Origin of the sequence: Streptomyces sp. NBC_00659 (assembly GCF_036226925.1) — a bacterium.
GTDB lineage: Bacteria > Actinomycetota > Actinomycetes > Streptomycetales > Streptomycetaceae > Streptomyces.
In genome coordinates, this window is record NZ_CP109031.1 from 7,314,427 (window position 1) to 7,328,762 (window position 14,336).

11 protein-coding genes and 2 pseudogenes are annotated in these 14,336 nt (G+C 71.1%); 5 read left to right on the forward strand and 8 right to left on the reverse strand.

Translation table 11 applies throughout. The features are described from left to right. Positions 1-52: 52 nt before the first annotated feature. Positions 53-715 (forward strand): annotated as a pseudogene (locus OG410_RS31900) (Clp protease N-terminal domain-containing protein); the annotation flags it as partial. A gap of 254 nt (positions 716-969) precedes the next feature. Next, positions 970-1,254 carry a hypothetical protein gene (locus tag OG410_RS31905; protein WP_328672198.1) on the forward strand — a complete coding sequence of 95 codons (285 nt, stop codon included), beginning with the start codon at positions 970-972 and terminating at the stop codon, positions 1,252-1,254. Positions 1,255-1,328: 74 nt separating this feature from the next. Here OG410_RS31905 and OG410_RS31910 read toward each other — a convergent pair. Next, positions 1,329-2,458: pseudogene (locus OG410_RS31910) on the reverse strand (RNA-guided endonuclease InsQ/TnpB family protein). 50 nt (positions 2,459-2,508) lie between these two features. Here OG410_RS31910 and tnpA point away from each other — a divergent pair. From tnpA to OG410_RS31925, 3 genes are all read left to right on the forward strand, one after another. Beyond that, positions 2,509-2,937 carry an IS200/IS605 family transposase gene (gene tnpA, locus OG410_RS31915; protein ID WP_329302261.1) on the forward strand — a complete coding sequence of 143 codons (429 nt, stop codon included), beginning with the start codon at positions 2,509-2,511 and terminating at the stop codon, positions 2,935-2,937. A 573-nt stretch (positions 2,938-3,510) separates the two neighbouring features. Next, positions 3,511-5,832 carry an FdhF/YdeP family oxidoreductase gene (locus tag OG410_RS31920; RefSeq protein WP_329302262.1) on the forward strand — a complete coding sequence of 774 codons (2,322 nt, stop codon included), beginning with the start codon at positions 3,511-3,513 and terminating at the stop codon, positions 5,830-5,832. 117 nt (positions 5,833-5,949) lie between these two features. Then, positions 5,950-6,681, forward strand: coding sequence for a phosphatase PAP2 family protein (locus OG410_RS31925; RefSeq protein WP_329302263.1), 732 nt, complete (start codon positions 5,950-5,952; stop codon positions 6,679-6,681). Between the two features lie 7 nt (positions 6,682-6,688). Here the strand turns inward: OG410_RS31925 and OG410_RS31930 are convergent, their stop codons facing one another. The 7 genes from OG410_RS31930 to OG410_RS31960 are packed head-to-tail and all read right to left on the reverse strand — an operon-like array spanning position 6,689 to position 14,334. Further along, the gene (locus OG410_RS31930) at positions 6,689-8,014 is read right to left on the reverse strand and encodes a glutamate-1-semialdehyde 2,1-aminomutase (protein ID WP_329302264.1); all 1,326 of its coding nucleotides are present in this window, start codon (positions 8,012-8,014) and stop codon (positions 6,689-6,691) included. 7 nt (positions 8,015-8,021) lie between these two features. After that, complete coding sequence (gene rfbC / locus OG410_RS31935; RefSeq protein ID WP_329302265.1) at positions 8,022-8,573, reverse strand: dTDP-4-dehydrorhamnose 3,5-epimerase; 552 nt, start codon at positions 8,571-8,573, stop codon at positions 8,022-8,024. Further along, positions 8,570-9,802, reverse strand: coding sequence for a polysaccharide pyruvyl transferase family protein (locus OG410_RS31940; protein ID WP_329302266.1), 1,233 nt, complete (start codon positions 9,800-9,802; stop codon positions 8,570-8,572). The genes rfbC and OG410_RS31940 overlap by 4 nt, the downstream gene beginning before the upstream one ends. Next, the gene (locus tag OG410_RS31945) at positions 9,799-10,746 is read right to left on the reverse strand and encodes a glycosyltransferase family 2 protein (RefSeq protein ID WP_329302267.1); all 948 of its coding nucleotides are present in this window, start codon (positions 10,744-10,746) and stop codon (positions 9,799-9,801) included. The genes OG410_RS31940 and OG410_RS31945 overlap by 4 nt, the downstream gene beginning before the upstream one ends. Continuing rightward, positions 10,743-12,032, reverse strand: a complete 1,290-nt coding sequence (locus OG410_RS31950; RefSeq protein ID WP_329302268.1) for a hypothetical protein — start codon at positions 12,030-12,032, stop codon at positions 10,743-10,745. Before OG410_RS31950 ends, OG410_RS31945 begins: the two co-directional genes overlap by 4 nt. Positions 12,033-12,037: 5 nt before the next feature. Beyond that, the gene (locus OG410_RS31955; protein ID WP_329302269.1) at positions 12,038-13,321 is read right to left on the reverse strand and encodes a DUF4910 domain-containing protein; all 1,284 of its coding nucleotides are present in this window, start codon (positions 13,319-13,321) and stop codon (positions 12,038-12,040) included. Next, positions 13,309-14,334: an NAD-dependent epimerase/dehydratase family protein gene (locus tag OG410_RS31960; protein ID WP_329302270.1), complete on the reverse strand. Its 1,026-nt coding sequence runs from the start codon at positions 14,332-14,334 to the stop codon at positions 13,309-13,311. Before OG410_RS31960 ends, OG410_RS31955 begins: the two co-directional genes overlap by 13 nt. Positions 14,335-14,336: the final 2 nt, after the last annotated feature.

Sequence of the window (14,336 nt, forward strand, 5' to 3'; positions counted from 1 at the left end):
AATAGGTGCCGCGAAATGGTGGAAGGACTCGTTGCCGCACCGGGAGCTGTCCATGTCGATGTCGTCCTACGGTTTCGGCTCGTCCGACCCCTTCGGTGAACTGCTGAACCGCTTCTTCGGGATGTCGCCCGCGTCGTCTCCTCCGGCGGTGCAGCGCGTGCCCATCGGACGGCTGCTGACGGAGTCCTCGCAGGAACTCCTGAACCTGGCCGCACAGCGGGCCCAGCAGGACGGGACGTCGGATCTCGACACCGAGCACCTGCTGTGGGCCGCCACGAAGGTGGAACCCGCCCGCTCCCTGCTGGCCCGCGCGGAGCTGGACCCCGACGCGCTCGCCGCGCAGCTGGCCGAGGTCCTCCCCCGGGAGAGCAGCGAACCGTCCTCGGAGCCGGGGCTGACCCCGGCGGCCAAGCGCACCCTCGCCGCCGCGTACGCCCGCTCGCAGGCGGCCGGGGTGTCCTACATCGGCCCCGAGCACATCCTCGCCGCCCTGGGGGAGGACGATCTCGCGCAGATCGTCGAGCATCTCCTCGGCCGGAGCGAACGCCGGGTGCGCGCGCAGGGCATGAAGCCGGAGGTGACCGAGGCGGCCAAGAAGCTGCTGGTCGCCCACGGCCATCAACCGGAGTTCGGTGCCCACCCGCCGAGGCGCACGATCCGGACGGAGCTCGACAACGGCATCGCGGAGCTGCTGCTCGGCGGCGAGGCCGAACCCGGCGACACGATCGTCGCCGATGACCGGGACGGCTCCGTGCGCTGCACCGTGCGCAAGGGCGCCGGGGGCAACAGTGCCCCGGACGGCGGACCTTCGGGTGACGGAGCGGAGGCGGAGCGGGGGAGCGCGGTGCCCGCCGGCGACACAGGCGGCGACTGACCGACGCACGACGAAGGACGGGACGGAGGACTCCTGAGACCGAGGGACGTACCCGGGCGTGCGAGACGCCGGGTAGTCGTTTGAGGAGGCTGCGCATGACGCACCACAAGTCCAACCGGGCTGTCGAAGGCGATCCGGAGCACGCCCACAACAGGGGAATGCCCCTGCGGAGCGACGACGACGAACTCCACGCACGTACGGTCCGTGAGCGGCGCGAAGCCGGTCTGCTCGGCGGGCCCATGGAGGATCCCGAAGCCGAATACCGGCGCGAGCGCGTGGAGATCGACCTGGAGGTGGGCTCCGGCCGGATCCCCACGGGCCATGTCACCCGCCGCACCAGAGCCCCCTATCCGCCCTCCAGTTACGGGGAGTCAACTTGACCCGGCCCTGAAGGACCGGGCTTGGAGGTAGTGCCCAGCTGGCTGCTGGGGTGGGCTCCTCCGTTCAGACACCCCTATGAGGTGGCAGGGACGCGTGACTCACGCCCCGCATTCCACACAGCAGCGCCACGGGTGGCGATGTTGTGGGAAGCATTCCGGTCGGCGTGGGCAACGACCCCGCACCCCCGGCAGATGAAAAGCCCCTGGTCGACACGGTTTCGCTTGTCGACGTGGCCGCACTCGGCGCACGTCTGCGACGTGTACGCGGGATCGACGAAGACCAGGGGTACCCCGGCCCGCTCGGCCTTGTAGACGATGAAGTCTCCGAGCTGGGCGAAGGCCCAGGAGTGGAGTGCGACCCGTTGGGGCTTGCGGAGCCGTACCCGGTTGCGGATGCCCTTGAGTTCTTCGAGGGACAGGCCGCGTCCGGTGCGTTCAGCCTCGGTCACGATCGTCTTGGAGATGATGTGGTTGGTGTTCGCGGCGTGCCGCGTTTCCTTGCGGGCACGGGCCTTGAGCCGCCGCTTGGCGCTCTTGGTGCGCTTCTTCTGGAGCTTGGCCCGTAGGGCAAGCTGTCGCCTGCGGTACCGGTTGAGCCCCCGCCCGGCGGCGAGGTAGCCGGTGGAGGCGGTGGCGATGTTCTCGATGCCGAGGTCCACGCCGATGAAGCCGTCCGGCTCGTACTGCTCGGCCTCGGGCACATCACAGGTGGCGACGAGGTAGAACACGCCGTCGCGTTCGATCAGGTCGGATTCGCCCTGCCGGTGTGCCTGGAGCATCTTGAGCGCGTCCGGGGAGCACACGAACGAGACGTTCTTGACCGGCCGTCCACGGTCCAGATGGACACGGTCCGCTGGTCGTACTGCCAGCTCAAACACCGGTCGTCGTACGGCTGCGCGGCCTGGGGTCGGAACGTGACCGGCCTGGACTCGGCCTTGCGGCGACGCCTGGAGCCTTCCTTGCCGAGATTCCCGGCACGAATGTTGGCCTTGAGCGTGGTGTACGAGTCGCGCACCTTCTTGATGACGTGTTGCGCGGCCTGCGCTCCCAGCCCACGGGCTTTGAGTTCGGCGTAGGTGTGCTTGCGCAGTTCGTACTCACGCGGCACGCCGTGCTCGAACGCCACCTCCGACACCCAGTTCGCGGCGTCATTGGCCGTGCGCAGAGTGCGCTCAAGCACAGACGCCTGCACGGCATCCGGCATGAGTTTGACCTGCGTCACGATCTTCACGGGCGTGATCGTAACATTGATCCATGTCACCACGCTGGGAGCCAAACCCCGATATCCGCAGGGGTCGTAGCGTCGTCTACACCCTCCATGCACACTTGGTCTTCATCCCCAAATACCGGCGCGGACCATTCACTGACGAGATCCTTCGGCGCTGTGAAGAGGTCATGCGCGACGTGTGTACCGACTTTGACGCGGAGCTACGGGAGTTCAACGGCGAACCCGATCACGTTCACCTGCTCGTGCACTACCCGCCCAAGGTCGCCGTCTCCCGGCTCGTAGGCTCCCTCAAGGGTGTCTCCGCCCGGCGCCTGCGGCAGGAGTTCCCCGGCCACATCCGCAAGTACCTGTGGGGCGAGCACTTCTGGTCGCCGTCCTACTTCGCCGCCTCGTGCGGAGGCGCCCCGCTCGCCGTCATCAAGGAGTACATCGAGAACCAGAAGCGACCTGCCTGAGCCGGCTCAGGTCAACAGTGCAGACCCATGCACCCGCGCGGTCGGAGCAGCGGCAAGAAGCGCTTTCTCCCGGGCGTGAACGCCCGGGGTTCCACGCTAGATCATGCTGAATTCACCGGTTCACCGCGGGGAACGAGCCGGGGGACTCCGGGGCGCGGGTCGGGCCGGTGGCCGCCGGGGCGCAAGCCCCTACCGGCCCAGGGAGACCACGACCGTGCTCCGGGGCCTTCGGGTGCCTGCAAGTCCACGGTGCCTCCTGCCCGGTGGCCGAGGAGAGCGTGTCCGAGCGGGCTGCCGGCCGTGACGAGCGTGCGGTCCAGTACCGAGGTCAGGGTGCTTTCAGTATTTCTGCGTTCTTCTGTGAGCTATTGAGTCGGATCGCGGCGCTATGTGATGTGTGGAATCGTGGAGCACCGGAGTTCAGGACGCTTCGTGCTGTCCTGCGAGCGAGTGAGGGAGGTCCCCATGTCCTCGAAGCGACGCCGGAAGAAGAAGAGCCGCCGCAAGCACGCCGCGAACCACGGAAGACGACCCCAGTGCTAGCTCGGTGAGACCTTGAGCTCGGTGAGACTCTTGAACGCATCCCAGAACGGACAGGACGGCCGGGTACCCCATGTCGGGCCCGACCCGCGGGGCGAACCGGAATTCCATCCGTACCATCACCCGGCCGCCGGCTGGGGTGCGGCCAAGAGCGTGAGCCGGTTCCTCGTGCGCGAACGCGCCCTCGTGGACGGCCCCCGCGCGATCATGCGCATGAACCACGAGAACACGGGCTTCGACTGTCCCGGATGCGCGTGGCCCGACGACACCAAGGGCCTGCACCTGGACATCTGCGAGAACGGCATCAAGCACGTCACCTGGGAGATGACGGGCAAGCGGGTCGGCCGTGAGTTCTTCGCCGCGCACTCGGTGACCGAGCTGTCCGGCTGGAGCGACTACGACCTGGAGGACCAGGGCCGGCTGACCGAGCCGATGGCCTACGACCCGGAGTCGGACCACTACGTTCCGGTGAGCTGGCGCGAGGCCTTCGAACTCGCCGGCCGCACCCTGCGTGAACTCGACGATCCCGGCCAGGCCTCCTTCTACACGTCGGGCCGCCTGGGCAACGAGGCCACGTTCCTCTATCAGCTGCTGGCCCGCGAACTGGGCACGAACAACCTGCCCGACTGCTCGAACATGTGCCACGAGGCCAGCGGCCGGGCCCTGACGGCATCGCTCGGCACCGGCAAGGGGACCGCGGACCTCAAGGACTGGGAGACCACCGACGCCCTGTTCGTCCTGGGCGTCAACGCCGCCTCCAACGCGCCCAGGATGCTCACCGCCCTGGCCGAGGCCTACCATCGCGGCGCCCAGATCGTGCACATCAACCCCCTGGTCGAGGCGGCCGCCACCCGGACCATCGTTCCGCACGACTTCACGGACATGGCCGTCCTCAAGTCCACCCGGACCAGCACCCTGAACCTCCAGCCGCGCATCGGCGGGGACATGGCGCTCCTGCGGGGCATGGCCAAGGCGATCCTGGAACAGTCCGGAACGGATCCGAAGGCCCTGGACCAGGAGTTCATCGACCGTCATACGGCCTACTTCGACAAGTACCGCGCGGTGTGCGAGGCCACCCCCTGGGACGCCATCGAGCTGCAGTCCGGGGTCAGCCGGGACGGCATCCTCAAAGCGGCGCGCGTGTACCGCGACGCCGACCGCTCCATCATCAGCTGGTGCCTCGGTGTCAGCCAGCACGAACACGGCGTCGACACCGTGCGCGAGATCGTCAATCTCCTTCTGCTGCGCGGCAATCTGGGCCGCGAGGGCGCCGGTCCGTCACCGGTGCGCGGGCACAGCAACGTCCAGGGCAACCGGACGTGCGGCATCGACCACCGGCCGGACGAGAAGTTCCTGGACCGGCTCGCCGAGGTCTGCGGGATCGACCCGCCCCGCGAGCACGGCATGGACACCGTGGCCACCATCCGGGCCATGCACCGCGGCGACGTGAAGGTGTTCGTCGGCATGGGCGGCAACTTCGCCCTCGCCGCGCCCGACACCCCGTACACCTACGCGGCCCTGCGCAACTGCGACCTCACCGTCCAGGTGAGCACCAAGCTCAACCGCAGCCACCTCGTGCACGGCCGCCGGGCGCTCATCCTCCCGTGCCTGGGCCGGACCGAGAAGGACCACCAGCGCGGCGGCGTCCAGAGCACCTCGGTCGAGGACTCGATGAGCATGGTGCACCTGTCCGTCGGCATGAAGCGCCCCGCCTCGAAGCACCTGCTGTCCGAGCCCGCCGTCATCGCCGGCATCGCGCGCGCCGCCCTCCCGGACAGCGCCACCCCGTGGGAGTGGTACATCGAGGACTACGACCGCATCCGCGACACGATGGCCCGGGTCCTGGACGGGTTCGAGGACTGCAACCGCCGCGTGCGGCTGCCGCTGGGGTTCCGGATCAAACAGCCCGCCCGCGAACTGGTCTTCCTCACCCCGTCGGGCCTGGCCGAGTTCTCCGCGGCCCCCCTGCCCGACGTGATCCCCGAGCCCGGCACCCTGGCGCTCGGCACGATGCGGTCCCACGACCAGTGGAACACCACGATCTACTCGGACAACGACCGCTACCGGGGCATCAAGAACCTGCGCACACTGGTCTTCATGAACGAGGACGACATGCGCGAACGCGGCATCTCCGAGTTCACCCCGGTCGAGATCGTCAGCACCGCCAAGGACGGAAGCCACCGCAGTCTCGACGGCTATCTGGCCATCCCGTACGACATCCCCCGCGGCTGCGCGGCCGGCTACATGCCGGAGATGAACGTGCTCTGCGCGATCGGCGACTACAGCGTCCAGAGCGACCAGCCGTTGATGAAACACGTCAAGGTCACCATCGAGCCGTCCGGTCACGGCACTTGAGACTTCGCCAAGTGTTGACTCGCCGAGCCTTCGACGGCCGTGCACCGCGGCCGCGTTGTTGGTTAGGGTGACAAAGGCTCGCGTTCGGGCCGAGTCGGACACAACGGGGGTGCGTCGGTGGGGAGTTGGCGTCGGGCGGAAGCCGCCACACCTCCCGCGCTGCGTACGCGGCTCGGGCTCGTCGCGGCCCTCGCCGCGCTGGTGGTCCTCTCGCTCGGAGTCCTGTACGCCGGTGACAGCACACCCGGCGCATGGGACGCGCGGATCGGGACGGCGACGTACGACGTGGGGCCGTCGTGGCGGCACGTCGCTCTGGCCCTGGACTTCCTGGGGGAGCCGGCCGGATCGGCGGCGCTGGTCGTGGCCGCCGTGGCGGGCTTCCTGCTCCTCCGGCGTCCTCGCGCGGCGGTGCTGCTCGTCGTCGGCGCCGCGCTGACCGTGGGCACGGCGACACTGCTCAAGTCCCTGGTGGGACGCACCATCCACGGCGACAACCTGTCCTATCCCAGCGGGCACACCGCCTTCGCCACCGCGGTCGCCCTCGTGGTGGCGCTGACGGCGGCCGGCCGGTCCGGCCTCGGCAGGACGGCCGGCCTGTCACTCGTGCTCGCCGCGGCCATGGCGGCCGGCGCCGCCATGGGCTGGGCGCAGGTCGCCCTGGGCGCGCACTACCCGACCGACGTCCTCGGCGGCTGGTGCACCGCGCTGGCGGTGACACCGGCGACCGCCCTGGTGGTGGACCGGCTCGGCGACCGGTTCGGCGACCGGCCGGCCGACCGGGCGGTCGACGGGCCGGCCGAGGCACCGGCCGACCGGACGGCCGACACCGGTCGCCGGGTGGGTCACTGACGGTATGTCACACCTGGCGGCGGAACACGGGCTTCACCGGCCGTCCGGCCAGCCAGGGGCTCGGGTCCCCGGCGTCCAGTGCCTTGCGGTACACCGCGCACGCCTGGGCCACCACGTCGACGGTCCGCTCGATGTCTGCTTCGTCGAGCGCGCTGCTCACCACGAACGACGGGGCCAGCACCCCGCCCGCGATGAGCCGGCGCAGGAACAGGGTGCGGTACTCCTGCGACGGCTGCCCCTTCTCGTCGAGGGTGGCGAAGACCAGGTTGCTGGCCCGGCCCCGGACGACGACGTGGTCGCCGACGCCCATGGTGGCCGCGGCCTCCCGGACCCCGGCGGCGAGCCGCTCGCCGAGGGCGTGCAGCCGCGCGGTGATGCCCTCTTCGGTATAGGTGGTGAGCACGGCCATCGAGGCCGCCAGGGAGTGTGTCTCCGCGCCGTGCGTGGTGGACAGCAGGAACACCCGCTCGCCGGAGTGACGCAGCCCGCCCATCTCCATCAGCTCGCGGCGCCCGGCCAGCGCGGAGACGGCGAACCCGTTGCCCAGCGCCTTGCCGAACGTGGAGAGGTCGGGGACGACGCCGTACAGGCCCTGGGCGCCCGCCTCGGACCAGCGCAGGCCGGTGATCATCTCGTCGAAGACCAGGACGCAGCCGTACCGGTCGGCCAGCTCGCGCAGACCGGCGAGGTACCCGGGCGGCGGCTCGGTCTGGGCGGCGGGTTCGAGGATCAGGCAGGCGACGTCCTCCGGGTACCGTTTCAGCAGCTCCTCCGTGGCGGCCAGGTCCCCGTAGGGGAACGTCACGGTGAGTTCGTTCGTCTCCGCCGGAATGCCCGCGGACATCGGCGTGGTGCCGATGAACCAGTCGTCGACGGAGAAGAACGGATGGTCGGCGCAGATGGCCACCCGCGTGCGCCCGGTGGCGGCCCGGGCGAGGCGCACCGCGGCGGTGGTGGCGTCGGAGCCGTTCTTCGCGAACTTCACCATCTCGGCGGTCGGCACCGTGGCCAGGAAGCGTTCCGCGGCCGCGACCTCCACGATGGACGGCCGGACGAAGTTGCAGCCGCGGTCGAGTTCCCGCCGTACCGCCTCGACCACACGGGGGTGCGCGTGACCGAGGCTGACCGACCGCAGGCCGGAGCCGTACTCGATGTAACGGTTTCCGTCGACGTCCCACACGTGGGCACCGCTGCCGTGACTGATGACCGGGGCCAGGTTGTCGGGGTACTGGTCGTCGCCCTTGGCGTAGGTGTGCGCGCCCCCGGGGATCATGGCGTGCAGCCGCTCGTTGGCTGTCCGCGACAGGGGCAGGTGAAGTTCTTCGGTGTCCACGGGGACCTCAACTCTCTTCGTGCTTCAGGACCTCGGCGAGGCTCGGTGCCTCCCGGTCCCGTTGGGACATCGATGTGACCGGCAGCGGCCAGGGAACGGCGAGCTCCGGGTCGTCGAAGGCGATCGTCACGTCCTCGGCCGGATCGTGCGGGCGGTCGATCCGGTAGGAGGTGTCGGCGGTCTCGGTCAGCGACTGGAAGCCGTGCGCGCACCCCGCCGGGATGTACAGGGAGACCTGCGTCTCGCCGGACAGCTCGAAGGTGGCCACGTTGCGGTACGTCGGCGAGTCCGTCCGCAGATCCACGACGACGTCGAAGATCCTTCCGTACGAGCACCGCACCAGCTTGGCCTCGCCCGCGCCGGAGCGCAGGTGCAGACCGCGCAGCACGCCCCGGACCGAACGGGACAGGCTGTCCTGGATGAAGGCGTCCGGGTCGAGGCCCACCGAGCGGACCACGTCGGCGTCGAAGGTGCGGCTGAAGAAGCCGCGCTCGTCGGCGAACGGTGTCGGCTCGAACAGGTACGCGCCGGCGATCGCCGGGACGTGGGTCGCTTTCATCGGGTCTCCCGCTGGGCGTGGGCGTGGTCGGTCGCCGGGAACAGGGTCGCGGTCAACTCGTCGAACTGGTCGTCCAGTTGCCGGGCGGCGGCCTGGTTGCGCTCGGCGAGGGTCCGCCGCAGTTCCGCCGATCGCTTCTCCAGCGCCCGGAACTGTTCGAGCAGTCGGTCGGCGTCCACCTCACGCGCCGGGTGGCAGTACGCGCCGAGACCCATCCCCTCCATGAGCGCGTCGCTCTTCGCCGCGTAGCTGAGCGCGAGCGCCGGTGTGCCGGTCTTCAGCGCGCAGATCAGGTTGTGGTACCGGACCGCCACCACCGTGTCGGCGGCGGCCATCTCGTTCATCAGGTCGGCCAGCGAGGCCGGTTCGGCGGCGGTGACCAGCGGTGAGTCCACCGCGTCGAGGATCGCGGCGACCACCGTCGCGTCGCAGGTGTCGCCGGTGAGGAGCCGGACCGGCCTGCCCTCCTCGACCAGCGTCCGCACGAACCGGATCGTCCCGTCGAGATAGCGCCGGTGGATCTCCTCGGCCCGGGCGCGGTCGTCGTTGCCGCCGTGGAAGTCCATGACCCCGACGCAGACAGGGCCCGGCGCACCCGAGGGCTCGCTCGCCCGCGGCGCGGGCAGGGAGAACGCGAGGTCCGGGTAGACCTTGTCGCGCGCGGTGTTTACGCCCATCGCCCGCATCGCGTCACGGGACTGGACATCCCGGTAGGACCGGTACGCGGCCAGCCGCCCAGACCAGCGCACCAGGGCCCGGGTCGGCCGGTTGCGGATCTCGGCGGCCCCGACGCTGACGAGCGCGACCCGGGTGCGCAGCAGTCGGCCGCTCGCGCAGAGCAGGAACAGCGAGTACGGGAAGCCCCACGGCCGCAGCGGCAGCGTGGCCTCCAGGACGCCCATGCCCGGGACGATCACCACGTCGTGCCGGCGCACCCAGGAGGCGGTGCGGAAGACGTCGACGAGTTTGCCCAGACCCTTGCCCACGATCGCGCCGGCCCGTGACGCGGTCCGGTACTCCCCGCGGTACCAGTGCAGCCGCGTCGCGGGGATCCCGAACCGGGCCGTGACGGCCTCGGGCCCGCCGCACAGCGCGTCCACGGCCGCCTCCGGGTGCCTGTCCCGCAGGTACCCGAGCACGGCCTCCAGCGACCCGTCGTTGCCGAGGTTGCCGGAGCCGAGCAGGCCGAACACCCCGACGCGCACCGGAGTGCCCTTCGCGGGCGTCACGGCCGCCTCCCCTCACGGCCGGCGACCAGGGCGTCGACGGAGACGCTCAGCCGGTCCGGGCCGACCGGGGCGCGGTCCTCGACCCGCTCGCCGGCGCCCGGCCGGACCCGGCTGGTCATCCACGCGGCCAGGTGGCGGTAGCAGGCGCGCCGGTCGGCCGGGGACAGCGGCGCCCGCCGGATCGCCGAGACGAAGCCCCAGACGTACTCGGCGAGCAGCCGGGGCGTCGGGTGCAGCGGGCCCGCCCGGCGCGGGTCCAGGTTGACGCACCGCGAGCGCTTGGAGGGGTTCGCCCGCTCGGCGCGGGTGGGATGGTCGCGGCGGAAGTACAGCAGCTCCGGCACCTGGTGGAAGGGCCCGTGCAGGGTGATCTCGGCGACGTAGGTGCGGTCCGCGTGGTGGTAGCTGTCCATCGGCTTCACCCGGCGCAGCCTGTCGGCCCGGAACACCCCGTAGAAGTCGTCGCCGCCGGGCTCGAACAGCAGGCTGCGGAAGCGCTCCGGCGCGTGCGGCGAGTCGGTGGCGAGCGTGTACGCGTAGGGGACCTTCACCTTGCCGTCGCCGTCGATGACCGCCTGGCCGGTGTGCGCGAGGATCATCTCCGGCCGCTCGTCCAGCGCCTCCACGCAGACCCGCAGCAGGTCCCGGCCGTACAGGTCGTCGTGCGAGGCCCACTTGAACAGCTCGCCGCGGGACTCGGCGAGCACATGGTTGTGGTTCGGTGTCGCGCCGATGTTCCGGGGCAGCCGGATGTACCGGATGCGCGAGTCCTTCGCGGCGTACCTGCGGCAGATGTCCTCGGTCCCGTCGGCCGAGGCGTTGTCGGAGACGACCAGCTCGAAGTCCTCGTAGGTCTGGCCGAGCAGGGCGTCGAACGACTCGGCGAGGTACTCCTCGCCGTTGTACACGGGCAGGCCGATGCTCAGCCTGGGTTGCGCGGTCATGACGTCCTCACTTCGCGGATCGGTTCTTGAGCGTGCTCGCGCAGGGCGGACCGCAGTTGCAGCCACCACACGGCCGAGCCGCTGACGGTCGCGGCGGCGACGCCCCAGGCCGAGCCGACCGTGCCGGCGGCGGCCGCGCCGCCGAGCCCGCCGCCGACGTAACAGGCGGAGGCGAACAACTGGCAGCGCAGGCTGCGCCGGGCCGCGCCGAGCGCGCGCAGCCCGGCCGCCGCGCCGGTGCCGAGGCCCGCGCCGGCGACGCCGAGGCTGATCGGCACGATGAGCTGGGAGGCGGAGTGCCAGACGTCGCCGAGCACCGTCTCGCCGAGCCGGCCGGGCACCAGCAGCAGCGCCGAGCCCCAGAGCAGCGCGCCGACGGCCTGCCCCCCGCCGAGGAGCAGGCAGAACCTGCCCAGTCGGTGCGGGGCCTGCCGCAGTACCCGTGCCGCCTCCGGGACGGTGACCAGCGAAAGCCCCATGAGCACGGCCAGGAACGGGCCGAGCAGGAGCTCGGCGCCCCGCACCGCGCCGACCGCGCCGACCCCGACGATCACGCCGAGCCCGTACGCCCGCAGCTGGCTCGCGCCACTGAGGCTGACGTTCTCGACCAGGTACCGGTAGCCGAGATCGCGCTGTTCGCGCAGCCACCCGCGCGCCTCGGCCATCCGGGGCCGGATGCCGGACTGGACGCAGCCGTAGCCCGCGGCCACCGTGGCGGACGCGCCCCAGGCGAACACGAAGGCGGCCACGGTGCCGACGCGGGCGGCCACCACCATGGCGGGGACGAGCGCGACACCCCACACGACGTCGTTGAGGAACGCCTTCCGCCCGGTGCCCGCGGCGAAGAACGAGTACCGCCAGGCGTCCTGGAGCAGCAGCCCCGGCATCATGACACCGAGGGCGGCGAACGCGGGCCCGACCCGGCCGCCGAGTCCGAGCCCGGCCACCAGGCACACCGCGCCGAGGGCGCCGCCGACGCCGAGCGCGGTGCCCGTCGAACGGCCCACCGCCCCGCGCCAGGCCGCGCCGGGCGGGCCGCTGAAGCGCACCGTGAGCGGATCGGTGGCCAGCCCGCGGGAGACGTTGAGCACCACGCCGTAGGTCACCCAGGCGAGGCTGAACACGCCGAACGCGGTCACCCCCAGCGAACGGGCCACATAGATGCCCACCGCGAAGTTGCTCACGCTGGAGGCCGCCTGGTCGGCCAGCCCCCAGGACAGCCGGCCGACGAGGGCCCGCTTGGCGGACCCGGCCGGTGCCCTCGTCTTCTCCCCCTCGGTGGTCATCGGCGTCACGCCTTGATCAGTTCGGCGCCGTGCAGGGCGTCGGCCGCGGCGGCGACGGTGTCGAACGGCAGCCCGGCGCGCTCGGCGACGTCCAGCAGACTGTGCTCGCCGTCGGAGAGGCTGAGCACCCACAGCATCGCCATCTGGGCCTCCTTGGCGTCGCTGCGGCCGCCGAGCGAGTCGTACAGCCCGCGCCGGCCGAGCTGCGGCTCGCCGTAGGGGCTGAGGTTGACGTAGCTCCGGTTGCGGTCCAGGACGGCGAAGGCCTCGCGGCACACGGCGAGCGTGTCCGCCATCGCCTCCGGGGAGACGAAGTCCAGGTCGTCCGCCGAGGTGTGGTACTCGGGGTAGCCGGCGTACGGGGTCCGGCTGAGCGAGCCCACGCCGAGATCGAACCCGGGCGAGCAGTACTGCCGCTCGTCGTACCCGTACGGGGTGAACTCCTTGACCTGGTGCGGACGTTCGGAGGATGCCAGCACGTGCCGCATCACCCGGTCGATCTCCGCGTCCCCGCGCCTGCTCTGCTTGTACGTCAGCCGGCCCGAGTCGCCCGCGCAGGCCAGCACCAGCCCGTGCCTGACCCGGTCCACCCGCTCCGCGTTGCGGGCCAGCCAGGTGATCGCCCCGACGGTGCCGGGCGCGAAGATGAACCGGTAGGTGTAGTACGGGCTCTGCTCCGCCAGCGCGCGCGCCAGGTACGTCGCCACGGCGATGCCGGCCAGGTTGTCGTTGGCCAGCGACGGGTGGCAGACGTGGCAGGAGACGATCACCTCGTCGGCGATCTGCCCGGGGACCACGTGCTCGGCGTAGGTGAGGTGCCCGTCGGCGAGCGTGGAGTCGACGCGCACCTCGTAGTCGCCGTCCGGCATCGCGTCCAGGGTGTCCTGGGCCAGGCAGAACCCCCATTCCGGCTTGTAGTAGCTGGTGCGGTACGGCACCCAGGCCGGGTGGTCCGGCAGCGTGTGCAGGTGTCCGCGCAGCTCGGACAGCGGCATGGTCGCCGACACCGGCACGCTGTAGCCGAGCACGTGCAGGCTGGACGCGGCGAAGTCGACGACCCGCCTGCCCGTGCTGTCGGCGATGTACGCCTCCCGGATGTTCCACTCCTGCGGCACCGTCCAGTCGAGCACCTGGGTCCCGGTCGGTACCTCGTGCACCTGGAGCGGTATGTGCTCACCGACGATGTCCAGGGTGGCGCGCACCCCGTCGCCGGTGATGCTCCGGCACAGCGGGTACATCCGCTCCACCAGCGCGTGCATCTCCTCGCCGAGCTTGGTCACCGGCGCCACCGCAGGGTGTCGTCGACGGTGCCGGCGTCGGACGCGGCGCGCAGCACGGCGAGCCGGGTGAAGCGCTGCTCGAAGCTCTCCCGGGTCAGACCGTGTTCCCGGTAGGCGTCGGCGAGTTCGAGCGCGCCCCGCTTCACCGTCCACTCGCAGTCGAAGCCGGGGATCGCGGCGCGGAACCGGGAGAAGTCCACCCGGTACGACCGCGGATCGGCACCGTTCTCCCCGGTGATCACCACCTTCGCGCCGGACACCGCCTCGGCGACCTGGTCGGCGATCTCGGCGACCGTGACGTTGTTGAACTCGCCGCCGATGTTGAAGGCCCGGTCGTGCACCGCTTCCCTGGGCGCGGTCAGCGCGGCCGCGAAGGCCCGCGCGATGTCGGCGGCGTGCACCAGCGGACGCCAGGGGGTGCCGTCGGAGAGCACGAGCACCTCGCCGGACAGGAGGGCGTGCCCCACCAGGTTGTTCAGCACGATGTCGGCGCGCAGCCGGGGCGAGAAGCCGAAGGCGGTGGCGTTGCGCATGTACACCGGGGTGAAGTCGTCGTCGGCCAGCTCGTGCAGGTCGTCCTCCACCCGCACCTTGGACTCCGCGTACGGCGTCACCGGCCGCAGCGGGGCGTCCTCGGCCACCAGGTCGTCGCCGCCGGCGGCGCCGTAGACCGAGCACGTCGACGCGTACAGGAAGCGCCGCACCCCGGCCTCGCGGGCCAGCCGGGCCAGGCGTACGGACGCGTGGTGGTTGATGTCGTAGGTGAGTTCCGGCGCCAGCGACCCCAGCGGGTCGTTGGACAGCGCGGCCAGGTGGATCACGGCGTCCACCCCGGCCACGTGCTCGGCCGTGACGTCACGCAGATCCACCCGCGGTCCCGGCGGGTCGGCGGGCGTCGGGCCCAGCACGCAGTCGGCGAACAGGCCGGAGTCAAGACCGACGACCTCGTGCCCGGCGGCCGTGAGGACAGGGGCCATGACGGTGCCCAGGTAGCCCTGGTGCCCGGTCAGCAGTACGCGCAAGG